Origin of the sequence: Comamonas piscis, assembly GCF_014109725.1 — a bacterium.
Lineage (GTDB): Bacteria > Pseudomonadota > Gammaproteobacteria > Burkholderiales > Burkholderiaceae_C > Comamonas > Comamonas piscis.
The window spans coordinates 3,344,452-3,366,205 of record NZ_CP058554.1; the positions used below are offsets into that span (position 1 = coordinate 3,344,452).

General features: G+C 62.8%; 21 protein-coding genes. 9 read left to right on the plus strand and 12 right to left on the minus strand.

All coding sequences use genetic code 11. The annotated features are described in order from the left end of the window. Positions 1-62: 62 nt before the first annotated feature. The 8 genes from HS961_RS15095 to HS961_RS15130 all read right to left on the minus strand — a co-directional run bounded on the left by HS961_RS15095 (position 63) and on the right by HS961_RS15130 (position 8,221). Entirely contained in the window at positions 63-1,271 is a 1,209-nt protein-coding gene (locus HS961_RS15095) for a porin (protein WP_182323338.1), read from the minus strand. Between the two features lie 137 nt (positions 1,272-1,408). Next, positions 1,409-2,317: a CorA family divalent cation transporter gene (locus HS961_RS15100; RefSeq protein WP_182323340.1), complete on the minus strand. Its 909-nt coding sequence runs from the start codon at positions 2,315-2,317 to the stop codon at positions 1,409-1,411. Next, a complete protein-coding gene (locus tag HS961_RS15105; RefSeq protein ID WP_182323342.1) occupies positions 2,314-3,267 on the minus strand; it encodes a CorA family divalent cation transporter in 954 nt (317 codons plus the stop codon). Before HS961_RS15105 ends, HS961_RS15100 begins: the two co-directional genes overlap by 4 nt. Beyond that, positions 3,264-3,602 (minus strand): hypothetical protein, encoded by a 339-nt coding sequence (locus tag HS961_RS15110; protein ID WP_182323344.1) that lies wholly within the window; start codon positions 3,600-3,602, stop codon positions 3,264-3,266. Before HS961_RS15110 ends, HS961_RS15105 begins: the two co-directional genes overlap by 4 nt. Positions 3,603-3,692: 90 nt before the next feature. Continuing rightward, positions 3,693-4,643 (minus strand): CorA family divalent cation transporter, encoded by a 951-nt coding sequence (locus HS961_RS15115; RefSeq protein ID WP_238347619.1) that lies wholly within the window; start codon positions 4,641-4,643, stop codon positions 3,693-3,695. After that, a complete protein-coding gene (locus tag HS961_RS15120; RefSeq protein WP_182323346.1) occupies positions 4,640-4,987 on the minus strand; it encodes a hypothetical protein in 348 nt (115 codons plus the stop codon). The genes HS961_RS15115 and HS961_RS15120 overlap by 4 nt, the downstream gene beginning before the upstream one ends. A gap of 100 nt (positions 4,988-5,087) precedes the next feature. Beyond that, positions 5,088-5,489: a hypothetical protein gene (locus HS961_RS15125; RefSeq protein ID WP_182323348.1), complete on the minus strand. Its 402-nt coding sequence runs from the start codon at positions 5,487-5,489 to the stop codon at positions 5,088-5,090. Between the two features lie 497 nt (positions 5,490-5,986). Next, the gene (locus tag HS961_RS15130; protein ID WP_182323350.1) at positions 5,987-8,221 is read right to left on the minus strand and encodes an NADP-dependent isocitrate dehydrogenase; all 2,235 of its coding nucleotides are present in this window, start codon (positions 8,219-8,221) and stop codon (positions 5,987-5,989) included. 322 nt (positions 8,222-8,543) lie between these two features. Between HS961_RS15130 and arfB the strand changes: the two genes are divergently transcribed. The 5 genes from arfB (at position 8,544) to HS961_RS15155 (ending at position 14,499) form a co-directional block, all read left to right on the plus strand. Then, positions 8,544-8,960, plus strand: a complete 417-nt coding sequence (gene arfB, locus HS961_RS15135; protein WP_182323352.1) for an alternative ribosome rescue aminoacyl-tRNA hydrolase ArfB — start codon at positions 8,544-8,546, stop codon at positions 8,958-8,960. A 73-nt stretch (positions 8,961-9,033) separates the two neighbouring features. Continuing rightward, positions 9,034-9,792 carry a response regulator gene (locus HS961_RS15140; RefSeq protein ID WP_182323354.1) on the plus strand — a complete coding sequence of 253 codons (759 nt, stop codon included), beginning with the start codon at positions 9,034-9,036 and terminating at the stop codon, positions 9,790-9,792. Further along, positions 9,789-11,207: an ATP-binding protein gene (locus tag HS961_RS15145; protein WP_182323356.1), complete on the plus strand. Its 1,419-nt coding sequence runs from the start codon at positions 9,789-9,791 to the stop codon at positions 11,205-11,207. Before HS961_RS15140 ends, HS961_RS15145 begins: the two co-directional genes overlap by 4 nt. Before the next feature lie 175 nt (positions 11,208-11,382). After that, a complete protein-coding gene (locus HS961_RS15150; protein ID WP_182323358.1) occupies positions 11,383-11,934 on the plus strand; it encodes a hypothetical protein in 552 nt (183 codons plus the stop codon). A 429-nt stretch (positions 11,935-12,363) separates the two neighbouring features. Further along, positions 12,364-14,499, plus strand: coding sequence for a TonB-dependent receptor domain-containing protein (locus tag HS961_RS15155; protein WP_182323360.1), 2,136 nt, complete (start codon positions 12,364-12,366; stop codon positions 14,497-14,499). A gap of 70 nt (positions 14,500-14,569) precedes the next feature. Here the strand turns inward: HS961_RS15155 and HS961_RS15160 are convergent, their stop codons facing one another. Next, positions 14,570-15,793 (minus strand): MFS transporter, encoded by a 1,224-nt coding sequence (locus HS961_RS15160; protein ID WP_182323362.1) that lies wholly within the window; start codon positions 15,791-15,793, stop codon positions 14,570-14,572. A gap of 297 nt (positions 15,794-16,090) precedes the next feature. On the opposite strand from HS961_RS15160, the gene HS961_RS15165 reads away from it, so the two are divergent. Then, complete coding sequence (locus HS961_RS15165) at positions 16,091-16,765, plus strand: phytanoyl-CoA dioxygenase family protein (RefSeq protein WP_182323364.1); 675 nt, start codon at positions 16,091-16,093, stop codon at positions 16,763-16,765. Positions 16,766-16,786: 21 nt separating this feature from the next. Here HS961_RS15165 and kdgR read toward each other — a convergent pair whose 3' ends face one another. Continuing rightward, positions 16,787-17,629, minus strand: a complete 843-nt coding sequence (gene kdgR, locus HS961_RS15170; protein WP_182323366.1) for a DNA-binding transcriptional regulator KdgR — start codon at positions 17,627-17,629, stop codon at positions 16,787-16,789. A 41-nt stretch (positions 17,630-17,670) separates the two neighbouring features. Beyond that, positions 17,671-18,498, minus strand: a complete 828-nt coding sequence (kduD, locus tag HS961_RS15175) for a 2-dehydro-3-deoxy-D-gluconate 5-dehydrogenase KduD (protein ID WP_182323368.1) — start codon at positions 18,496-18,498, stop codon at positions 17,671-17,673. 256 nt (positions 18,499-18,754) lie between these two features. Between kduD and kdgT the strand changes: the two genes are divergently transcribed. The 3 genes from kdgT to HS961_RS15190 all read left to right on the plus strand — a co-directional run bounded on the left by kdgT (position 18,755) and on the right by HS961_RS15190 (position 21,569). Further along, a complete protein-coding gene (kdgT, locus tag HS961_RS15180) occupies positions 18,755-19,792 on the plus strand; it encodes a 2-keto-3-deoxygluconate transporter (protein WP_182323370.1) in 1,038 nt (345 codons plus the stop codon). A gap of 72 nt (positions 19,793-19,864) precedes the next feature. Next, positions 19,865-20,626 carry an SDR family oxidoreductase gene (locus tag HS961_RS15185; protein ID WP_182323372.1) on the plus strand — a complete coding sequence of 254 codons (762 nt, stop codon included), beginning with the start codon at positions 19,865-19,867 and terminating at the stop codon, positions 20,624-20,626. A gap of 97 nt (positions 20,627-20,723) precedes the next feature. Beyond that, complete coding sequence (locus HS961_RS15190) at positions 20,724-21,569, plus strand: ureidoglycolate lyase (RefSeq protein ID WP_182323374.1); 846 nt, start codon at positions 20,724-20,726, stop codon at positions 21,567-21,569. Here the strand turns inward: HS961_RS15190 and HS961_RS15195 are convergent. After that, entirely contained in the window at positions 21,559-21,741 is a 183-nt protein-coding gene (locus HS961_RS15195; RefSeq protein WP_182323376.1) for a hypothetical protein, read from the minus strand. The two genes, HS961_RS15190 and HS961_RS15195, sit on opposite strands and share 11 nt — an antisense overlap. Positions 21,742-21,754: the final 13 nt, after the last annotated feature.

Sequence of the window (21,754 nt, forward strand, 5' to 3'; positions counted from 1 at the left end):
CCATGCAAAAGGCTAACACGCCCGCCGCAGAGGATACCTAAGGTCCACAAAGACCCAGTTCATCAGAAACGGGTGTTCAGCCCAAACGCCACCCGACTCACCTTGGGCTGGCTGGCGTCCAAGGCCGTATCCAGTGCATAGGCTCGGCCGTGGGCGACAAAGGCATACAGGCTGGTGCGCAGCGACAGCGGATGGAGGTAGCCCAGCGACACGACCTGACTGGTTTGGGCGCGCGCGCCGCTGTCCTGCCAATCCCAGTTCGGACGCGCCTGGGACCACTGCAGTTGCAGCTCGCCATGGCCGACAGGAATAGACGCGCCCAGATAGAGCGCATCCAGGCGGCCGCCATCGATGAACTCGATAGGCCCCAAGCCCTGGAGCCCGGCGGCCTGCAGATCGGCCGGGCCATCGCCGCCGTTGCGCCCGACAAAGCCATTGCGCTGGCGGCTCCAGCCCGCCGCCAGGCGCGCTACGCCCAAGTTATAGCTGGCACCCAGCTGCGCGGCGCTGGGTTGGCGGCCCACCCCTCCAGCGGGACTGACGGTACTGGCTTGTTCCCAGCTGGCGGCAAGCAGCCAAGGGCCATCTTCATAGCGCAACGCCAGGCTGTAGAGCTTGTGGTCCGTGCCCCCGACAGCAGCCGTGTCACCGGCAGCTGCATCCGCCGTATCAAAGCTATAACTTGCGCCCAGTTGCACGCCAGCCCATTGCGGACTGCGCCAGCTGATCTGCCTGGACACTTGGTAGTTGTCCGAGGCCCGCAGCAAGGCGCCCAGGCCGAAGTCCTTCCAGGACCCCACCTCGATCGCGCTGACAAAGGCCTGGCCCACGGTGTACTGGCGCCCCAGGCGCAGCTCTCCCCAAGTGCTGTGCCCCAGGCCCACCCAGGACTGGTAGTTGAACGGCCGCGCCAGATCATCCAGCGCACCGTGGGCGGTGTCGATGCCGCCCTCCAACGCAAATGCTGCATAGCTGCCGCCGCCTAGTGTCTCGCGGCCCTGCAAGCCCCAGAGCGAATCCGACTGGCCACCACTCAGCAAGCCCTTTTGTGCCGGCGAACCGCTCACCCGGGTCCAGCCCATCGCTGTATCGACCGTGCCATACAGGCGCACGCTGGTCTGCGCCTGACCAGGCATCGCCATGACGGCCGCCGCTAGCGCTACCAAGCTGGGCAGCAGGCGCGCACATGCCCGCCGTACTGGTGGCGGGGGCTCTGACGAGCGCGAGGTGATCGGAGGAAAAAACGACGGTGGCATAGCATGCTCGGTCATGGCTGGGCCGGGGCGCTGTCGCAGAGTGCGACAGGCGTAGCGGCCTGGCTGGTTGCAAAGAAGCAGGTGAAAGATAAAGGGCAAATGCTTGATGGCGCAATGGCGCAAAAACAACCGATGCGACGGCGCGGGCCCGGTCATCGCAAGCTGCCCGATTGCTTGACCATCCAGACGGGGATCGCAGTGAGCACCAGCACGGCGAGCAGTTGCATCCACAGCGAACCCTCCCAGGAAAGCTCAGGCATCACCCGAAAGTTCTGGCCATACCAGTTGATCAAGGCGGTGCCGGGGATAAAGGCCGCCCAGAGCACACTGAAGACCTTGGTCACATTCAGATCGCTCATGGCGACGGTTTCCTCGGCGGCGCGGCGGTGAAAGCGCTGGCGTTCCAGCATGAAACGCCCGCGCCGCTGCACGCCCTCGATCTCGGCCAGCAGTGCATCGACATGGCTGCGCTCCAGCTGCGAGCCTTGCAATACGCTGCGGCGCAGCTGCCTGCCCGCCCTCTCCAGGTCGTCAAGCGACTCCAGCAGCACCGACAGCGGCCGGTTCAGCATCGCCAGATGGCTGTCCACCTCGGTCAAGTCTTCGGCACCGCGCGTGCCAGGCGTGCCCACCGTGCGTTGAAAGCTTCTCAGCGACCGCATGGAGCTTGTCAGTCCTTCGTCGATACCATCCAGCACCCGCCCAGCCTGGCCGAGCAGCTGGTGCAGCAGCACCAGGGCGGCGGCATGCGCACTGCCCCTTGGCAAACCCTGGGCCGTACACCGTTCCAGCGCCTGACCCGGGCGAAGCATGCGGTGGCTCGTCTCAACCGTGTAGAGCACCTGGCTATCCGCAGCCTGGAGCCACAGCAGATCGGCCACCAGCACCCGCCCGTCTTGCACACGTGCGCAGCGGATGCGCAGGGCTGCCTCGGCGCCCCTTTGGCGCGGTGCAGTGTTAGGCAGCAGGTCCACGCCATGGCCTCTGCACAGGTCGTCCAGCGCCTCCGGGCTGGCGGCATGCAAGCGGTTCCAGAGCGGCAAAGTAAGGTCCCAGGTCATCGCATCCACCCCTTGCGTTTGATATAGGCCAGCGGCATCAGCGCAAACAGCCCCGTGAGCCCCATGACCATCCACTCCCCCCAGGGCAGTGCCAGCTCAGGCATATAGGCAAAGTTCTGCCCGTAAAACGCAGCCACCAAGGTGGGAGGCGTGAACACCGCAGTCACTACGGTGAACACCTTGATCACCTGGTTCTGCTTGATGTCCAAGGTGGTCATCAGCGACTGCTGCAGATTGCGGATCTTGTCGTGCTGAAACCGGGCATAGCGGCGCAGGCTGTGGATGTCCGACAGCAGCACCGACAAACGCGGCCCCAGGCGCGCATCCCCTGCGGCGCGCCGCAGCCAACGGCCGGCGCGGGCCAGCATCAGCTGGCCCTCCACCGCTTTGGCGACCAGCTCCTCCGCCTCCCCCAATGCCATGGCCGTGCCGGCAATATCGGCCACGCCGGCCTGGCGCTTGGCAGTATCGAAACCACCGCTGGCCGCTGCCACGGCATCGCTGCGCTCGTCCAGGCGTGCTGCGATACCGCGCAAGCTGGCATGGGCCGCCTCGTTGAGCGCCTCCAGCAGGCAAAACATCATCGTGCAGGGATCGAGCGCGCAGCCATCGGCCATGGACGCAAACAGCTGCTCACTCGCCCGGTCCAGCGCATGCAGGCGCAGGCCTTGCTCTACGCTGATGAGCTGCTGATGGCCCAGCGCAAAGATGACCCGGGTTTCCCGGAACTCTCCATCCTGGCAAAGGACCAGCTCCACAGGGATGACGATGAAGTCGCCCTCCTCTATCGCTGCCCTGCCGCGCGCCGAGGACAGGTCGAGGCCATGCAGGCGCTGCGCTGCGGCCAGCGCTTCGCCTTGCTGCGCATTCAGCCGCTGCCATCCAGCCTGGGCCAGGCGGGCGTCGATCAGGCCAGTGGCCGCATGGGGGTGGATGCCGGGCTCCGTCATGGCTGCACCTCAGGCGAGTCCTCGCCAACCGGCGTGGCCAATTCAGCAGCTTGCGTGGTCTGGTTCTGCTGGTCCAGCACATAGCCGCCGTACAGGTGAAGCGCGGCAAAGCTGCCCAAGATGAGCGCATACAGCACAATCACCGCGACCATGATTTCGCGCTCGATCTGCGCGGTGCGCGGGCGGCTGGCACGCGCCTCGTCGATCGCCTGGCGGCGCTGCGATGCCGCTTCGCTCGCATCCTGCAGGCTCAGGTCGGCGTTCCAGACCAGGCCTTCCAAATTGCGGTTGGGCGTGGTGTAGCTGAAGTGGGTTTTGTCAGTCGTTGGCGGCATGGAAATAACTCCTGGTTTGGTAATGGCAGACTTCGCCGTGGGTTCTGGGGGCGACTGCGATCGGCGGTCGCTGCAATGGCATGGCAGCGCTCAGCGCAACCAGCCACGGTGCTTGACATAGAGCAGCGGCAACAGCGCAAGCCCGGCCGTCAGCGCGATGGTGATGGGCTCGCCGTATTGCCATTCCAGGATGGGCATCCGGGCCACGTTCATGCTGTAGTAGGTGGAGATCAGCATGGCCGGCAGAAACACCGCGGTGACCACTGAGAACACCTTGACGATCTGGTTTTGCTTGACGTTCAGCGCCATGTTGTTCGTGGTCTGCAGCAGGCGCACCCGGTCGTGCACAAAGCTCACATGGTCCTCCACGGCCTCGATGTCTTCGATCAAGGTAGAAAACAGTGCCTGGAGTTCCGCATCCGTCTGTGGCATCCGCGCCAGCGCATGGCGGGCCGCCAATGCCAGCTGCAGCTGGCTCTCCAAACCATCGGACAGCAGCTCTTCGACTTCGCCCAGGTCCAGCTGCGCAGCTACCACATCGCTCACGCCAAAATCACGGTCGCGCGCCTCCAGGCTGTTCAACACCGAGTTGGTCTGCACCAGCACCCGGCCCAGATCGCTGTTGAGCGCATCCAGCAACTCGTCGGTCGCGTCGTTGATGGCCTGCAGCACCACCGCAAAACTCTCGAATGCAGACGCCGCATGTGCTTGGCGCGCCAGCCTGGCTTGCGCCAGAGCCAGCGCTTGCGGCGCGATGCTGGGTTCCAGCGAGATGAGTACGCCACGTCCCAGGATAAAAATGACGCGGCTGGCCTTTCTCCGGCCCTGCTCCACGCTCAGGAACGTGATCGCAAAATAGCTGAACTCGCCATCCTGGCTCAGGTTGCACTGCAGGCCGTAGGCAATGTCCAAGCCCAGGCTTTGCTTGATGCCAGCAAGCTTGCCAGGCTGATCGGCACGGATCCGCAGCCAGGGGGGCAGATCGGCCACTTGGGCATCGGCTGCGGCTGGAAAAGCGGCAGAACGGGGTTGCATCGTCATGGCAAAGGCTCCTGCGAAGTCAGAGGCGGCGTGCCGGGTGCGTCGGACTTGAGAGCGCGCGCACTTTCATAAAAGTCCGCGTGCGAACCCGACGTGGACGAGGTCTTGGTATCGAGGTGGTAGTTGCCAACATGCAAAGCCGCCACCGCGAGCACCAAGATGCCCCAGGTGACGCCCAGCATCGAAAAAGACAGGCGCTCATACCGCGACCAGTGCCGGCGAGGCTGCTGCGCAACCGCAAAGGGGCGGCGAGCAGGCCGGCTCCAGACGAAGCCATCTAAGGCCAACCCGGTATTGACAGACGGTGGCGCTCCACCGGACGAGGGATGTGGGGTGTACAGCATGGTGCTTTCTGTTGGGCGCAGCCCTGCGCTGCCCCTGGCGCGCGCAATGCACGCCCAGGGCTGTCGGGACAACTAATGGAATGAGAAGAGAGAATGAACTTCAGGCGCTGCGCTTGGCGGTGCGCAGCGCGGGTGCCAGCGGCGGGCGCTCACAGCGCACCCGGCTTGCCGGCATGTCGGCGCGATGACCGAACAGCCAGCACAGCGCACGAGAGCGGCCCGAGGGCCGGTCAACCGCCAAGCGAGCGGACCGATCCAGGCCCTGCAAGCGTTTGCGGGCGACCCGGCTTACATGGGGGAGCACCCGGGCACGCTCAGCGGCGGAAAGCATCGACAGGGCATCGGCAATGACCGGGCCGGCGAGGCCCGACAGCGCCTGGGCAAAGGGCTTGCTGCCCTGCGATGCCAAGAAGGCAGAGAGCGCCGAGGGCGTATCAGACGCGACAGCGGCGCGGATGACGCGCTGCAACAGCGCGGTGGAGCGGGCGTGAAAGAACAGCATGAGATTCTCCTTGGGGCAGCGCAGCGCCAAGGCCTCTCATGCATCTAGATGCGCGATGGCCTTGGGGTGGGAGCCCGGTGGGTGGTGGTCAGAGGGAGCTGGCGCTGGCAGCAGCGCATGTCAGGCTCAGGATCGGGGTCCATGGCTTTTCTCCGGGTCAACAGTTCTGGGGGTGCCCATGTCTTGGCTTCAGCAACTGAAGTGCACATCGGCGGCAATCGCCGAGGCGGTACATGCCGCAGGGCGGAACGTCGTCGCTGGCCGAAAGCGCAGGTCTTTCGCGACGACAAAAAGAATTCTCGCAGGCCAGCGCCTGGATCGCTAGTGGTCATTGGGGTGCATGCCACTGTCATTGGCATGGGGCTTATATACCTTGGTATATGCGCACTCGGTATACGGGCAGAGGGCACACAAAAAAACCGACAGCCCTCACGGGTCTGCCGGTTTTATGTCGTTGAAAGCAGCCCAGGGGCATATGCCACCCAGGCCAGGCCTTATCAGCCCAGTGCAGCCACCGCTGCGTTGAAGGTGCTGCTCGGGCGCATCACGGCGTCCAGCTTGGCAACGTCGGGCTGGTAGTAGCCGCCGATGTCGGCTGGCTTGCCTTGCACGTCCTTCAACTCGCCGATGATCTTGGCTTCGTTATCGGCGAGGCTCTTGGCCAGTGGCGCAAACTTGGCGGCCAGTTCGGCGTCTGTCGTTTGGGCGGCCAGCGCTTGGGCCCAGTACAGGGCGATGTAGAACTGCGAGCCACGGTTGTCCAGCTCACCGGTACGGCGCGATGGCGACTTGTTCTCGTCCAACAGCTTGCCGGTGGCCTGGTCCAGGGTCTGGGCCAGCAGCTTGGCGCGCTCGTTGTTGTTCTTGATGCCCAGCTCTTCAAAGGACACGGCCAGCGCCAGGAACTCGCCCAGCGAATCCCAGCGCAGGTGGTTCTCTTCCACCAGCTGCTCGACGTGCTTGGGGGCCGAGCCGCCAGCACCGGTTTCGTACAGACCGCCGCCTTGCATCAAAGGCACGACGGACAGCATCTTGGCCGAGGTGCCCAGCTCCAGGATCGGGAACAGGTCGGTCAGGTAGTCACGCAGGATGTTGCCGGTCACCGAGATGGTGTCCAGGCCACGGGCTGCGCGCTCCAGGGTGAAGCGCATCGCGCGCACTTGCGACAGGATGTGGATGTCCAGGCCGTTCGTGTCGTGGTCCTTCAAGTAGGTTTGCACCTTCTTGATCAGCTCGGCTTCATGCGGGCGGTATGGATCCAGCCAGAACACGGCAGGCATGCCGGAGTTGCGGGCGCGTGTGACGGCCAGCTTGACCCAGTCACGGATAGGCGCATCCTTGACCTGGCACATGCGCCAGATGTCGCCTTGCTCCACGTTCTGGCTCATCAGCACTTCGCCGGTGGCGATGTCCACAATGTTGGCCACGCCGTCTTCGCTGATCTCGAAGGTCTTGTCGTGCGAGCCGTATTCCTCAGCCTTTTGCGCCATCAAGCCCACATTGGGCACGGTGCCCATGGTCTTGGGGTCGAAGTTGCCATGCCACTTGCAGAAGTTGATCACTTCTTGGTAAATGCGGGCAAAGGTCGACTCGGGCATCACGGCCTTGCAGTCGTAGGGCTTGCCATCGGCGCCCCACATCTTGCCGCCGGTGCGGATCATCGCGGGCATCGATGCGTCCACGATCACGTCGTTGGGCGAATGGAAGTTGGTGATGCCCTTGGCAGAGTCCACCATGGCCAGCGCGGGGCGGCCTTCCTGGCACTTGTGCAGATCGCGGATGATTTCTTCGCGTTGCGATGCGGGCAGGGTTTCAATCTTTTCGTACAGATTGGCCATGCCGTTGTTCACGTTCACGCCCAGCTGCTCGAACAGCTTGCCGTGCTTCTCGAACGCTTCCTTGTAGAAAATGCGCACGCAGTGGCCGAACACGATGGGGTGCGACACCTTCATCATCGTGGCCTTGACGTGCAGCGAGAACAGGATGCCCGACTGCTTGCAGTCTTCGATTTCCTTTTCGTAGAAAGCCAGCAGGGCTTTCTTGCTCATGAACATCGAGTCCACGACTTCGCTGTCTTGCAGCTTGACCTTGTCCTTGAGCACCACGGTCTTGCCAGACTTCGTCTCCAGCACCATCTTGACTTCGCGGGCCTTGTCAAGGGTCATGGACTTTTCGCCGTGGTAGAAGTCGCCCTCTTCCATGTGCGACACATGGGTTTGCGACCATTGCTTCCACTCGCCCATCGAATGGGGGTGCTTCTTGGCGTAGTTCTTCACGGCCAGCGGCGCGCGGCGGTCCGAGTTGCCTTCGCGCAGCACGGGGTTCACGGCCGAGCCGATGCACTTGCTGTAGCGGGCCTTGATGTCTTTTTCTGCGTCGTTGGCAGGGCTGTCTGGGTAGTCAGGCAGCTTGTAGCCGTGGTCTTGCAGTTCCTTGATCGCTTCTTGCAGCTGGCCCACCGATGCCGAGATATTAGGCAGCTTGATGATGTTGGCATCCGGCGTCAGGGTCAGCTTGCCCAGTTCGGCCAGGTTATTGGGCACGCGCTGGTCTTCGCTCAGAAACTCGGGGAACTCGCCCAGAATGCGGGCAGCCAGCGAGATATCACTATCGGCCACATTGATGCCGGCGGCGCCCGCAAAGCTGCGAACAACCGGCAAGAACGCCGCGGTCGCCAGGCGTGGCGCTTCGTCGGTCAGGGTATAGATGATGGTGGGTTGCTGGGTAGTCATCTGGTCTTTCTAGTGGCAAAAGTTCTGATGTGCGTCGCGCCTTGCCAGCCTTGTCTGCTTGGCCTGCAGCGCGCCCGCGTAAACTCCCTCATGTACCGCCTGCCAGCAATTCTGGGGATGCACCCCTCAAATGCTGCAATGCAATATCACAATACGGAATTCAACACCGAGGATTGTCGCCGCTTTTTAAGTCTTATACAAGAGTTGAGCTGGCGAATTGTCAGGCCAGCCCCGCCCGTCCGGGGAAAATAGCCCTCCATTCCACCCTTATGCCAGCGCTGCACGACAAGTCTGTGAAACCCGTAGCTTCCCCCTCCCTGCCATGACCACGCCCACCGCCTCCGCCCTCACCATGCACGAAGCCGATGTGCAATGGACGGCCATCCGCGCCCAGGGGCCCGGCGGCCAGAACGTCAACAAGGTCAGCTGCGCCATCCATCTGCGCTTTGACATTCGCGCATCGCGCCTGCCCGAAGAGGTGCAGACCCGTTTGCTGGCCCTGGCCGATTCGCGCATCACCCAAGACGGCGTGGTGGTCATCAAGGCGCAGAGCTACCGCACGCAGGAGCAAAACCTGTGGGATGCGCTGGAGCGCCTGAACGCCATGGTCGCCGCTGCGGCCACTGTGCCGCGCAAGCGCCGCGCCACCAAGCCCACCTGGGGCTCGCAACAGCGCCGACTGCAGAGCAAAACCCTGCGCGCTGGCGTCAAGGCGCAGCGCGGCAAGGTGCGGGATTGACCATGCATCCGCTCCACCAGGCGGCAGCCGGTGATAATAAGAAGTAATCTCATTTGCCAACGCCAGAATTTCCATGAACGTGCGACGCAGCATCCTGATCGTCGATGACCACCAGAGCATCCGCGACCCTCTTGCCACCTTCATGCGCCGCTACGACTTCGATGTCGACACCGCTTGCGACGGGGTCGCCATGCGGCAGCTGCTCAAGGAGCGCAGCTATGACCTGGTCATTCTGGACGTCATGCTGCCCGGCGAAGATGGCTTATCGCTGTGCGGTTTTGTTACCGAGCATATTGGCACCCCCGTTATCTTGCTGACCGCGATGACCGACCAGGCCGACCGTGTCGCCGGCCTGGAGATCGGTGCCGATGACTATGTACTCAAGCCCTTTGACCCGCGCGAGCTGGTGGCCCGGGTGCGCAGCGTGCTGCGCCGGGGCGCCCGGCGGCGGGCAGATGATGCAGCGCTGGCGGCGCAGGCCGCACCAGCAGCCGATGCCACTGCAGAAAAGCGCTACCGCTTTGAAGGCTGGTCCTTTGACCTGACCACCCGCGAGCTGCAAGACCCCCAGCTCAGCCCCGTCCCCCTCACCACCGCAGAGTTCCACCTGCTGCGCGCGCTGCTGGAGAACCCCAACCGCGTGCTCAGCCGCCAACAGCTGATGGACCTGACCCAGCGCGAGGGCGACGCTTTCTTTGACCGCAGCATCGACACCCAAATCAGCCGCTTGCGCAAAAAGCTCGAATCTGACCCGCGCCAGCCGCGCATGCTCAAAACCGTGCGCGGCGACGGCTACCTGCTGGCTGCCAGAAACATCACGCTTGCGCCATGAAGCTGCTGCCGCGCACCTTAGCCGGCCAGTTGCTGGCCCTGTTGCTGCTGGCCCTCATCGTGGCCCATCTGGTCGCCGTGCTGCTGCTGAGCTGGCTGCGCCACGGCAGTGACGAAGTCCACCCGCTGTCCGCCCACACCATCGAGACCCGTGTTGCCACCGCCTACCGCGCGCTGGAGGGCAGCCCCGAATCTGCCCAGCGCCTGGTGCAAAGCATCAGCCTGCCCGATTCGCAGTTCCGCATTCGCCCCCAGCCTTTTGACGACGGCCAACCGGTCACCGAGCAAGAAGCCAAGCTCACCGCGAGGCTGCAAGAGCGCCTGGGGCTGGACGCCGGCGCCAACGCCGCAGACCCGCCGGTGCGCATCCATCTGCGCATGCGCTCGCCCCTGGCAGCCAGCCAGGCCGGCGATGTGGACCAGGACATCCTCGCGCTGCTCAGCCCCGCCTTTGAAGAAGATGGCAGCTGGATGCTGCATGTCGATGTGCGCCTGCCCGATGGCCAGTGGCTCAGCAGCTGGCACCTGCCAACAATGCTGCTCAGCCACTGGAGCCGGGTGCTGAGCTTCTCCATCCCCGTGGGCATGTTGCCCATCATTGTCATTGCGGTGCTGTTTGGCCGGCGCATCATGCAGCCACTGCGCATGCTTACCGATGCCGCCCAGCGCATCAGCCGGGGCGAGCGCTCCGCGCACCTGCCCCTGTCAGGCCCCGACGGCGTGCGCGAAATCATCGAGGCCTTCAACGAGATGCAGGACCGCCTGCTCGGCGTCGTCAACGACCGCACCCGCATGGTCGCAGCCATCGGCCACGACCTGCGCACCCCCCTCACGTCTCTGCGCATCCGCGCCGAGCTGGTAGACGATGACGATCTGCGCCAGGCCATGATCGCCACCATCAACGAGATGCACAGCATGGTCGAAGAAATCCTGCACTTTGCCCAGGACGACGCGATGCGCGAGACCACCCAACTGGTCGATCTGGATGCGCTGGTGGGCGAAGTGGTCGAGCAGCAACGTACCCTTGGCCGCCAGGTCGACTGGAGCCCACCAAATAGCATCAGCTACCGCTGCCGCCCGGCCCACCTCAAACGCGCCCTCGCCAACCTGATCGACAATGCCGCGCGCTACGGCCGTGTGCAGGTCCGGCTGACCGTGCCTGATGCCGCAGACCCCAATGCTGCGCGCACGGTGTGTATGGAGATAGAAGACGAAGGCCCCGGCATTGCGCCGCAGGACATGGAGCAGGCCTTTCGGCCTTTTAGCCGGCTGGAGGTTGCCCGCAACGGGGAGACTGGCGGGTTTGGGTTGGGACTGGCGATTGCGCGGTCATGTGTGCGGGCGCATGGGGGGGAGTTGAGGCTGCATAACCGCAGCGAGGGTGGACTGAAGGCGGTGATTGAGTTGCCGACTTAAGGAAATAAGGTGACGATTGCTAGAGAGTTTCAGCCATTTCCCCGTGCTTCGGAACGAACTCCCAACTTGACCTTCCGCACAAATACAACATAGTTCTGATCAATCAACAATTAATTGCATATGCATTCCATAAAATGCCCCAATGCGATTTCATCTCGGCCCACCTCCAAACTCATTGAGCGATGAAGAACTTCACTCTGGTGAATGGCATCGCGTTGCCTACTTGCCTTTATGGGCTCTGCATTTGCTGTCCCTTCTTTTAGGCTTGCTACTGGCATTTGTCACTTTTGTAGTGTGGATTGCCTTGGCACCTGGCTTTGAAATATTACCAGCACCAGGGTACCAAGTGGGAGCTGCATTGATCTCCGTCCCGCTCGCTGGTGTTTTGCTACCAGTTCTTCTGCATCCCCGTATGGGAATGAGCAACAGTACGATTTTTGGTATCTGGCCATCAAAACTTACACCCTATACTGCCTGCACTGTCAAGCTAACAAAGCGCCGAGCAATTGCAACATTGCTCTTACCGATTGCACTGTTGGTCATCCTTCCCCTGCTGTTCGCCTCGGCAATGAATATTAGTTCTGGGTGGCTTGTTTTTATCTCTTGCTATGCGTCTTTGCTATTCGGATATTACCCAATGCTTGCGTTAGTTTGGGCGTACAAAATACCACCGGGAGCCGTGATAGCAGGTCGTGGTTTTGAGACTTACTGGCATTCTCCCCGTTGAAAATAAACACATCTGATGTGCAAAAGACTTCAGGCTGTTTTATCTTTCCACCCACCCACTACCTTTCAATAAATATGGACGCCATCTATTTTTGGCCATCTTTCTGTTCGCAATACGAGGTGGATCTTCTGACGTCAGCGCTCTGCTAGCTACACATCCCGAGATTTGATCCTTAGTACCCTGACGCAAGGCAAGCTCCGCAGAGCCCAAAAAACGATCTCCAAATAGTCACAAACTGACACAAACAGGCAAACACCAGCCACATGCGTCGCAAATGATTCCGATTGCGAATTAGTTTGCACCCCAGCCAACGTGACCGGCCCCTGCGCCGCGCCCACGCCAGCCAGCTCCGCTCTGCACCCCTAGGCCCCCCGGCATTGCCCGGGGCTGCGCCGCTTGCAGGCCGTCTCACCGCCATTGTTTGTTGTCATGTCCCATCCCGCTGCTTCATTCCCCCTTCTTCCCATTGCGCTGGCCGCAGGCCTGTGCCTGGCGTCTGCCGCTTCTGCGCAAAGCAATGCCGAAACCGGCACGACGCTGGACACAATCACCGTCACAGCGGCGGCGACCGCGACTGCGGTGAAAGATGCGCCGGCCAGCTTGACGGTGCTGACCGCCGAGGACATCCAACGCGTGCCCGCCACCGATTTGAACGAGGTGCTACGCCGCGTGCCCGGCCTGACGCAGGCGACGACGCCCGATGGCGGTACCAGCATCCAGATTCGCGGGCTGCCGCAGCAGTACACCCTGATCCTCGTCGATGGCGTGCGCGTGGGCAGCTCCAGCGAGACTTTTGACCGCTACACCCGCAATGAACTGAACTGGATTGCGCCGGAAGCGATTGAGCGCATCGAAGTGGTGCGCGGCCCCATGTCCTCACTCTACGGCTCGGACGCGATGGGTGGCGTGATCAACATCATTACCAAAAAAGGCGGTGATAAATGGGGCGGCCAGGTGTCGGCCGGTGCCGAGGTCAACCCCGAATCCATCCGTGGCAATGACTACACGGGCGGCTTCAACATCAGCGGCCCGCTGGGCAATGGCTTCAAGCTGCGGCTGAACGGCCAGCAAACCTACCGCCAGGCGGACAGTGGTCTGGACGATGGCACCACCGCCTTCCGCTGGGGCGGCGGGCGTGAAGGCGCCAAGCGCCAGTCGCTGGGTGCGCGCCTGGATTGGGACATCAACGACAGCCATAAGCTGAGCCTGGATGTGCAGCGCGCCGAGTGGAAGACGCTGGGCGGCCCCTCGCCCTCTACCAGCAACCCGGGCGGCTTTGCGGCGGCTGCTACCACCCGTGGCCCCTCCAACATGGAGCGAGAGAGCACCAGCCTGACCCACCAGGGCAAGTACAGCTTTGGCACGTCCAAGCTGTCGCTCAGCCACAGCAAGTACAGCAATGAGACGACCGCGCCTCGGATTGAAAACGGCCAGTTTGTGCCCGTGCCCGGTGGCACCGCAACCCAGACCTACAGCACGCATTCGGTGTCGGAGGACCTGATCCTCGACGGCTCGGTGACCATGCCCCTCCAATGGGGCTTTGACCAGATGCTGACCGTGGGCGCGCAGTGGCAGCGCCAGGAGCTGGACAACCCGAACTCGGTGGGCTCGGTCGCCAATGAGGCGGGCGTGGTCGGCCTCAGCTACAAGCAGGCCAAGTCGCAGGCCTTGTTTGTTGAAGACCAGATCTTTCTGCGCGACAACCTGACCCTGACCCTGGGCCTGCGCGGTGACCGCCATGACGACTACGGCTCGCACATCAGCCCGCGCGCCTACCTGGTCTACCACCCGACCCCTGCCTGGACCCTGCGTGGCGGCTATTCGGAAGGTTTCCGCGCGCCCAACCTGCGCCAGTCGAACGAGAACTTTGTGAGCCAATCGCAAGGCGCGGGCTGCGGATTTGCCGGCTACACCGGTGGCGGTTGCAGCATTCGGGGCAACTCCGACCTCAAGCCCGAGACATCGCAGAACTGGGAGTTGGGCGCTGCCTGGGAGCATGAAGGCTGGCAAGCAGGCCTGACCTTCTTCAACACCGACTTCAAGGACAAGATCGACTCGCAAGGCATTGGCTACCTGCCCGGCGGCAGCAACTACTGGGCCCAGTATGTGAACATCGACTCGGCCATCACACGCGGCCTGGAAGCCAATTTGCGCGTGCCGCTGAGCCGCACCATCACCTGGAACAACAGCCTCACCCATATGCTGAAGGCGGAGAACAAGACCACCGGCCTGGCGCTGACCACCGTCTCCAAGTGGAGTGGTTCCTCGGTGCTGGATTGGCAAGTGATGCCCGCGCTGGGCCTGAGCCTGGGCGCCGAGCTGGTGGGCAAGCAAATGGGCCTGGCCCAGCGCCTCGCCGACAACTCCAACTTTGGCGAGCAGCGCATCCAGAACAGCTATGTGCTGTACGACCTGGCTGCCAACTACCGCATCAACAAGGCGCTGCGCATCAACGCCGGGGTGAAGAACCTGTTTGACCGCAATGCCAGCGGCAACCGCGATGTGGGCAACAATTTCTACCTGCCCGGCCGCCGCTTCTTTGCAACTTTGACGGCGAGCTTCTAAGCTGATTTAAGGCCCTAAAAGCAAAGGCGCTGAGAGTCTTATCTCAGCGCCTTTTTCTACGTCTGCTCTGTCAGGGCTGGGCCGCTGCAAAGCCATGGCGCTTGGCCAGCAGCACCACCGCCAGGCTCAGCAGCATCAGCAACAGCACCGCTGGCGAGAAAGCCGCCACCCCCCACTGCGCCAGCAACAGGCCACCAGCGATGCCACCGCCGGCAATGGCCAGGTTCCAAGACGTCACCAGCATCGACTGCGCCACATCGGCTGCCGGCCCTGCACTCTTGGCCAAGGCGGTTTGCAGCAGCGGCGGCAGCCCACCAAAGCCCAAGCCCCAGACGGCCACAGCCAGGTAGACGGCAGTGGGCAGATGCATCGCCAGCGCCAGCAGCACGGCGCCCAACAGGAACAGTCCCGTGCTCGCCAGGCTCAGCGCACGCAGATGGCGGTCAATCAGCAGGCCGGTGATCCAGATGCTGAGCACCGACATCAGCCCAAATACCAGCAGCACCCTGTCAATCTGCCCACCCAGATCGGCAGGCGCCAGCAGGGGCGCGATATAGGTGTAGAGCAGGTTGTGCGCCAGCACATAGGCCAGCACCACCAACAGCACCGGCCGCACCCCAGGCAGGCGAAAGACCTGGCCCAACCCAAAAGCCTGGCCAGCGGGCTGGCCGGAAAAATCGGGCAGACGCAGCTGCACCCAGGCCATCAGCAGCAGCGCCAAAACACTCATGCTGCCAAAGCACAGGCGCCAACCCAGGTGCTGCCCCATCCAGGTGCCCAGCGGCAGGCCCAGCGAAAGCGCTAGCGGCGCGCCCAGCATCGCCATCGCAATGGCGCGCCCGCTTTGGTGGGGCGGAACCATGCGGGTGGCATAGCCGGCCAGCAAGGCCCAAAGCAGGCCTGCCGCCACCCCCGCCACCAAGCGCGCCAGCAAGGTAAGCGCATAGCTGCCGGAGAACGTCGTCATCGTGTTGGCCAGCACAAAGCCCGCCAATGCCGCCAGCAGCAAGGGCTTGCGGCGCATGCGCTGGGTGGCCGCCGTCAGCGGTATCGCCGCCACCAAGGAGCCGATCGCATACAGGCTGACCAGTTGGCCGGCCATGGCCTGCGAGACCCCCAGCCCGGCGCTGATCTGCGGCAGCAGCCCTGCCGGCAAGGCCTCCGTCAAGATGGTGACAAAGCCTGCCAGCGCGAGCGCCAGCAGCGATGCCAACGGCAGGCCGCCGCTCTGGGGGGTGCAGCTAGGGCCAAGATGGGGGGATGGGTGAGAAGAAAGCGAAGAATAATCTGCCATAGCGCTACGCGAAGGTCCTGTGCAAACCCGCGCGGATCGGTTGACTGCGGCGGGTGAAAAATACCAGCCGCCATGGTGCAGCGATTGCCGCTACAAGACAATCAGGCCGAGATTCAGAACATATCGGACATAAATGTCCGCAATCCATCAACGGCAAGAAGCAGCTACCGTCACGCAGCCCGATGGTGCGCTCAGCAATTTGGCAGCCGCGCCTGCGTCAGGCGCCAGGTGCCTGCGACCAACTCGCTGGCTATACTGCCCGCTGCTTGAACCAACCCGCAGCTTGAAAGGCAAACCATGGGCCCCCGCGAACAGCTCCAGCACGACGGCTATCTGCTGCTGCGCCAGGCCATTCCTGCTGCCTGGCTGCCGGGTTTGCGCGAGGCCTTTGATGCGGGCATCACCAGCGATTGGCCGGTGCCCCGGGGCTGGGATTGGCGCCATGCGTTGGTAGAGGGCAACGCCCAGATGCTGGCGGTGTGCCAACTGCCGCAGCTGCTGGCGGCTGCAGGCGTGCTGATTGGCGAGCGCTTTTTTCTATCGCAGGTGGAAGGGCGCGAGCCCGTTGGCGGGGGCGGTTACCAGCTGCTGCACCGTGACCTGTCCAACCAGCGCCCGGGCGATACCGTGGGCGCTTTGGCGTTTTTGGATGATTTTGGGCCGGATAACGGTGCCACCCGCTTGATCCCTACCAGCCACCGGCCCAACGCCGAAGAAGCAGCGCGCAGCGAGCATGACGAATCGCTGGCGATTCAGATCTCTGGCCAGGCTGGCGATATCTTGGTGTTTGATGTGGACTTGCTGCATGCCGCCAGCCTGAACCCTAGCGGCGCGCACCGCCGCAGCCTGCTGATCAACTACGCCGCCGAGTGCCTGTATGACGCGCACCAGCAAACGGCAGCGCTGCGCCAGGTGCGCATGGATACCAGTGCGCGCTTTGAGCCCAGCGATTTTGTTTTGGCCTCTGTCTGAACCAAGCCAGCGCCAGCAGCGTTAAAGCGGCTGGTCGCCAGCGCCGCCCGGCTCAGCTTCTGCGCCTTTTGGCTCTTGCGGCGCGTGCCACCCCATCTTTTGTGAGATGGCCACGCTAGCGCCTTTGAGCAGCGAGCGGTAGTAGTGCGGCGTATCCGCGCCGCAGCGCATGATCGGAAAGGACACCGACAGCGCAGCAATCACATGGCCAAAGCGGTCAAACACTGGCACTGCAATACAGCGCAGACCGGGTTCGGCCTCTTCGTCATCCTCGGCCACCTCTTGCGCACGCACTCGGGGGAGGATGTCCATGACGGCATCGACGGAGCTCAAGGTACGGGGGGTGAACAGTTTGAGCGGTTGTGACGACAGCAGCGCCCGCGCCTGCTCTGCCGGCATAAAGGCCAGCAACACCTTGCCAATGGCGGTGCTGTGCAAGGGCTTGCGCCGGCCAATGCGCGACTGCATGCGCAGCCCAAAATCCGATTCGATCTTGTGGATATAGATGATCGCGTCTTCATCGAGCGCACCCAGGTGGATGGTCTCGCGGGTCAGCGCGCCCAGGCGGCGCATGTCCTCATCGGCCTCGCGCACCAGGTCGGTGTTCTCCAGCGCCTTGCCACCCAGCTCAAACAGCCGCAAGGTGGCGCGGTACAGCTCGGATTCGCCATCCTGCGCCACATAACCCAGGGCTTTGAGGGTTTGCAGCAGGCGGTGTACGGACGATTTGGACAGCGACAGCTGCTGGGCCAGCGCGGTCACGCTGACATCGCGCTGGTTGCCCAGGCATTCCAAAATGGCAAAGGCTTTCTCCACCGCGGCGACGGTGTCGGTCTTGTCCATGGCTGCGGGGCTCTCGCTCATCGGTCCGTCCTTCTGTGTTGGGCTGTGGTGGATGGGCTCGATTATCGGGCCAGCCAGCCGCCATCGACAGCCAAGGTATGGCCATGCACATAGTTGGCCGCGCTGGAGGCCAAAAACACCGCCGCGCCACCCAGGTCCGCCGGCTGCCCCCAGCGCCCGGCCGGGATGCGCTGCAAGATCGCATCGGCGCGGCCTGCATCCTGGCGCAGCGCTTCGGTGTTGTTGGTCTTGATATAGCCCGGTGCAATCGCATTCACATTGATGCCCTTGGCGGCCCATTCATTGGCCATCAGGCGCGTCAAACCCAGCACACCGCTCTTGGCTGCCGTATAGGAAGGCACGCGCACCCCTCCCTGGAACGACAGCAGCGATGCGATGTGGATGATCTTGCCGCCACGCCATTGCGCGCCCTGCTGCGCGGCACAGTCCAGCATATGGCGCGCCACGGCCTGCGACAGAAAGAACAGGCTTTTGAGGTTGGTGTTCATCACCGCATCCCAGTCCTCTTCTGTGAAATCCAGCGCATCGGCTCGGCGAATGATGCCTGCGTTGTTCACCACGATATCGACATGACCCACCGCTGCCAGCGCCTGGGCCAGCACATCGCCCATCGCCTCCGTTCGCGACAGATCTGCCTGTATCGGCACAAATCTGCGCCCCAGCGCCTGCACCTGCTCTGCTGTCTGGCTGGCATCGCTGCGGTTAAGTCCGACGATATCGGCCCCCGCCTGCGCCAGCGCCACCGCAATGCCCGCGCCAATGCCGGTATTGCAACCGGTGACCAGCGCCACACGGCCCTGCAGATCGAAGGGGTGGCGAGGGCTGGATGGTGCCGTAACAGGCACATGGGCGATGGAGGGATAGGACATGGATTAGGGGATAGGTGGGATCAAAAACAGCCAGCCCGTGAAGGGGCCAGCCAAGAGATATGGCAACCATTGGAACACATTCTTAATTTTTCAGAACAATGTTCCGTAAATTTTTATGAATGCAAATAGACAAAGGGTTTACCAGCTATTTTTCCAATTTAAATTTATGGAACACTGTTCCGGTTGCTCCGATAGTCATCGGACAACACCTCTACAAGCGATAACAAATTCACCACCAAAGTGTGAGGAGCGAGACATGGAAATCAAGAAAACCATTGAGCGTGTGCCCGGCGGGCTGATGCTGATTCCGCTGCTGCTGGGTGCCTGCGTGCACACCTTTGCGGCGGATGCCGGCAAGTACTTTGGCTCGTTCACCAACGGGCTGATGACGGGGACCGTGCCCATCCTGGCGGTCTGGTTTTTTTGCATGGGGGCGACGATCAACCTCAAGGCAACAGGCGTGGTGCTGAAAAAATCAGGCACCTTGGTACTGACCAAAATTCTGGTGGCCTGGATCGTTGCCATGGTGGCGACGCGTTTTCTGCCCGCAGGCGGTATCCAAACGGGCTTATTCACCGGGCTGTCGGTACTAGCGTTGGTCACCGCGATGGACATGACCAATGGCGGCCTCTATGCCGCGCTGATGCAGCAGTACGGCACGCAAGAGGAAGCCGGCGCCTTTGTGCTCACCTCCATCGAGTCGGGCCCGCTGGTGAGCATGCTGATCCTGGGCGCGACCGGCGTGGCGGTGTTTGAGCCGCGCTTGTTTGCCGGCGCGGTGCTGCCGTTTCTGATTGGCTTTGCGCTGGGCAACCTGGATGCCAACCTGCGCGAGTTCTTTGGCCGCTGCGTGCACCCGTTGATCCCCTTCTTCGGCTTTGCGCTGGGCTGCTCGATTGACCTGGGCGTCATCGCCAAGAGCGGCTTTACTGGCGTCTTTGTCGGCGTGGCCGTGATAATCGTCACCGGCATTCCACTGATCCTGGCGGACAAATTCATTGGCGGTGGCAATGGCACGGCCGGGCTGGCCGCTTCATCCACGGCCGGTGCGGCCGTCGCCAATCCGCAAATCATCGGCAGCATGGTGCCCGAGCTCAAGTCCATGGCCGATTCGGCCACGGCCATCACCGCCACGGCCTGCCTGTTGACCGCCATCCTGGTGCCGATTCTGACGGCCATGTGGGCGCGTAAATACGGCCGCCGCCCTCTGCCTGAGGCAGCCACCTCCAGCCCCAGCACCGGCGCTGGCGTAGCCGCTAGCTCACCCAAGCTGGCCCAGGACGGGCATTTCTAAGCACCTCCCAGTTCTCCCCCAAGCTTGGCGCTGCCCCGTGGCGCGCCAGGCATTTTTCACAGGAATGACTCCATGACAACTTCTTCCGTGCGCAGCGGCCGCCTGGCAGGCAAGGTAGCGCTGGTGACCGCAGCGGCGCAAGGCATTGGCCGCGCCAGCGCCGAGCGCCTGGCAGCCGAAGGTGCCCGCGTGATTGCCACCGACTTGCACATCGGCCCACTGGCAGGCTCGGGCCTGGATGCGCGCCAGCTCGATGTGCGCGACAGCGCGCAGATCCAAACCTTGGCAGAGGTGCTGGGTCCCATTGACATCCTCTTTAACTGCGCAGGCTTTGTGCATGCCGGCAGCGTGCTCGAATGCAGCGAAGAGGACTGGGACTTTGCATTTGACCTGAATGTCAAAGCCATGTACCGCAGCATCCGCGCCTTTTTGCCGGGCATGCTGCAGCGGGGCCAGGGCAGCATCATCAATATGTCGTCGGCTGCGTCCAGCATCAAGGGCGTCCCCAACCGCTTTGCCTACAGCGCCTCCAAGGCGGCAGTCATTGGCATGACCAAGTCCATCGCCGCCGATTACTGCACCCGGGGCGTGCGCTGCAATGCCATCTGCCCGGGCACCGTCGATTCGCCCTCGCTGGGCCAGCGCATCGCCATCCAGGCGGCGCATGATGGCCTGTCGGTGGACGCCGTGCGCGCTGCCTTCGTGGCCCGCCAGCCCATGGGCCGCGTCGGCAAGCCCGAAGAGATTGCCGCACTGGTGGCCTATCTGGCCTCGGACGAAGCAGCCTTCACGACGGGCCAGGCCCATGTGATTGATGGCGGCTGGTCGAACTGAGCCTGCCACCCAACCGAGATTTTTCGCTGCGCGACAGCACCCTGACTTGCGGGCCCCTAGACTGGCGCCTGCTAGCCCTTGATCCTTTGGAGATGACATGAAATTACTGCGTTACGGCCCCGTGGGCCAGGAAAAGCCCGGCCTGCTCGACAGCAGCAACACTTTGCGCGATCTCTCAGGCGTGCTTAGCGATATAGAAGGCGCACAGCTTGGCGATGCAGCACTGGCCCGCCTGCGCGCAATCGACCCCAGCACCCTGCCCGCAGTGCCGGGCCAGCCCCGCATCGGCCCTTGCGTGGCGCGCGTGGGCAAGTTCATCTGCATCGGCCTGAACTACGCCGACCATGCCGCTGAATCGGGCGCCGCCATCCCCACCGAGCCGGTGATCTTTAACAAATGGACCAGCGCCATCTGCGGCCCCAATGATGCGGTAGAGATTCCTCGTGGATCGACCAAAACCGACTGGGAAGTCGAGCTGGGCGTGGTCATCGGCAAGGCGGCCAAGTACATCACTGAAGCGCAGGCGCTGGAGCATGTGGCCGGCTACTGCGTCATCAATGATGTGTCCGAGCGCGAATGGCAGCTGGAGCGTGGCGGCACCTGGGACAAGGGCAAAGGCTTTGACACCTTTGGCCCCATCGGCCCCTGGCTGGTGACGCGCGATGAAGTGCCGGACCCACAAAACCTGTCCATGTGGCTGGATGTGGATGGCAAGCGCTTCCAGAACGGCAACACCAAGACGATGATATTCACCGTCGCCCAGATCGTCGCCTATGTCAGCCAGTGCATGAGCCTGCAGCCGGGCGACATCATCTCGACCGGCACGCCTCCCGGCGTAGGCCTAGGCATCAAGCCCAATCCCGTCTACCTGAAGGCTGGCCAGACTATGCGTCTGGGCATTGAAGGCTTAGGCGAGCAGCAGCAAACGACGGTCAATGCCTGATGACGAACAGCACCCGGCGCCAGCGCGGCAACGGGTGCTTACAGATGGAAAAATCGTAGCAGTCATCGCCATAGATTTCAACCATCAAAACAGCCGCCAAGGCTGATGTACAAAGCAACCATTGCTCATCTTTTGATACAGGATTTTCCGCTAAGCTGCCAGCATCGTTCACCACCCCACCCCCT

What these genes read in the sequence shown, in the direction of transcription:
- HS961_RS15095 (WP_182323338.1), bottom strand. Translation starts at nt 1,271, where the DNA reads ATGACCGAGCATGCTATGCCACCGTCGTTTTTTCCTCCGATCACCTCG.
- HS961_RS15155 (WP_182323360.1), top strand. Translation starts at nt 12,364, where the DNA reads ATGTCCCATCCCGCTGCTTCATTCCCCCTTCTTCCCATTGCGCTGGCC.
- HS961_RS15105 (WP_182323342.1), bottom strand. Translation starts at nt 3,267, where the DNA reads ATGACGGAGCCCGGCATCCACCCCCATGCGGCCACTGGCCTGATCGAC.
- HS961_RS15130 (WP_182323350.1), bottom strand. Translation starts at nt 8,221, where the DNA reads ATGACTACCCAGCAACCCACCATCATCTATACCCTGACCGACGAAGCG.
- HS961_RS15115 (WP_238347619.1), bottom strand. Translation starts at nt 4,643, where the DNA reads ATGACGATGCAACCCCGTTCTGCCGCTTTTCCAGCCGCAGCCGATGCC.
- HS961_RS15110 (WP_182323344.1), bottom strand. Translation starts at nt 3,602, where the DNA reads ATGCCGCCAACGACTGACAAAACCCACTTCAGCTACACCACGCCCAAC.
- HS961_RS15160 (WP_182323362.1), bottom strand. Translation starts at nt 15,793, where the DNA reads ATGGCAGATTATTCTTCGCTTTCTTCTCACCCATCCCCCCATCTTGGC.
- HS961_RS15120 (WP_182323346.1), bottom strand. Translation starts at nt 4,987, where the DNA reads ATGCTGTACACCCCACATCCCTCGTCCGGTGGAGCGCCACCGTCTGTC.
- HS961_RS15145 (WP_182323356.1), top strand. Translation starts at nt 9,789, where the DNA reads ATGAAGCTGCTGCCGCGCACCTTAGCCGGCCAGTTGCTGGCCCTGTTG.
- HS961_RS15140 (WP_182323354.1), top strand. Translation starts at nt 9,034, where the DNA reads ATGAACGTGCGACGCAGCATCCTGATCGTCGATGACCACCAGAGCATC.
- HS961_RS15125 (WP_182323348.1), bottom strand. Translation starts at nt 5,489, where the DNA reads ATGCTGTTCTTTCACGCCCGCTCCACCGCGCTGTTGCAGCGCGTCATC.
- HS961_RS15190 (WP_182323374.1), top strand. Translation starts at nt 20,724, where the DNA reads ATGAAATTACTGCGTTACGGCCCCGTGGGCCAGGAAAAGCCCGGCCTG.
- kdgT (WP_182323370.1), top strand. Translation starts at nt 18,755, where the DNA reads ATGGAAATCAAGAAAACCATTGAGCGTGTGCCCGGCGGGCTGATGCTG.
- kduD (WP_182323368.1), bottom strand. Translation starts at nt 18,498, where the DNA reads ATGTCCTATCCCTCCATCGCCCATGTGCCTGTTACGGCACCATCCAGC.
- kdgR (WP_182323366.1), bottom strand. Translation starts at nt 17,629, where the DNA reads ATGAGCGAGAGCCCCGCAGCCATGGACAAGACCGACACCGTCGCCGCG.
- HS961_RS15165 (WP_182323364.1), top strand. Translation starts at nt 16,091, where the DNA reads ATGGGCCCCCGCGAACAGCTCCAGCACGACGGCTATCTGCTGCTGCGC.
- HS961_RS15185 (WP_182323372.1), top strand. Translation starts at nt 19,865, where the DNA reads ATGACAACTTCTTCCGTGCGCAGCGGCCGCCTGGCAGGCAAGGTAGCG.
- arfB (WP_182323352.1), top strand. Translation starts at nt 8,544, where the DNA reads ATGACCACGCCCACCGCCTCCGCCCTCACCATGCACGAAGCCGATGTG.
- HS961_RS15100 (WP_182323340.1), bottom strand. Translation starts at nt 2,317, where the DNA reads ATGACCTGGGACCTTACTTTGCCGCTCTGGAACCGCTTGCATGCCGCC.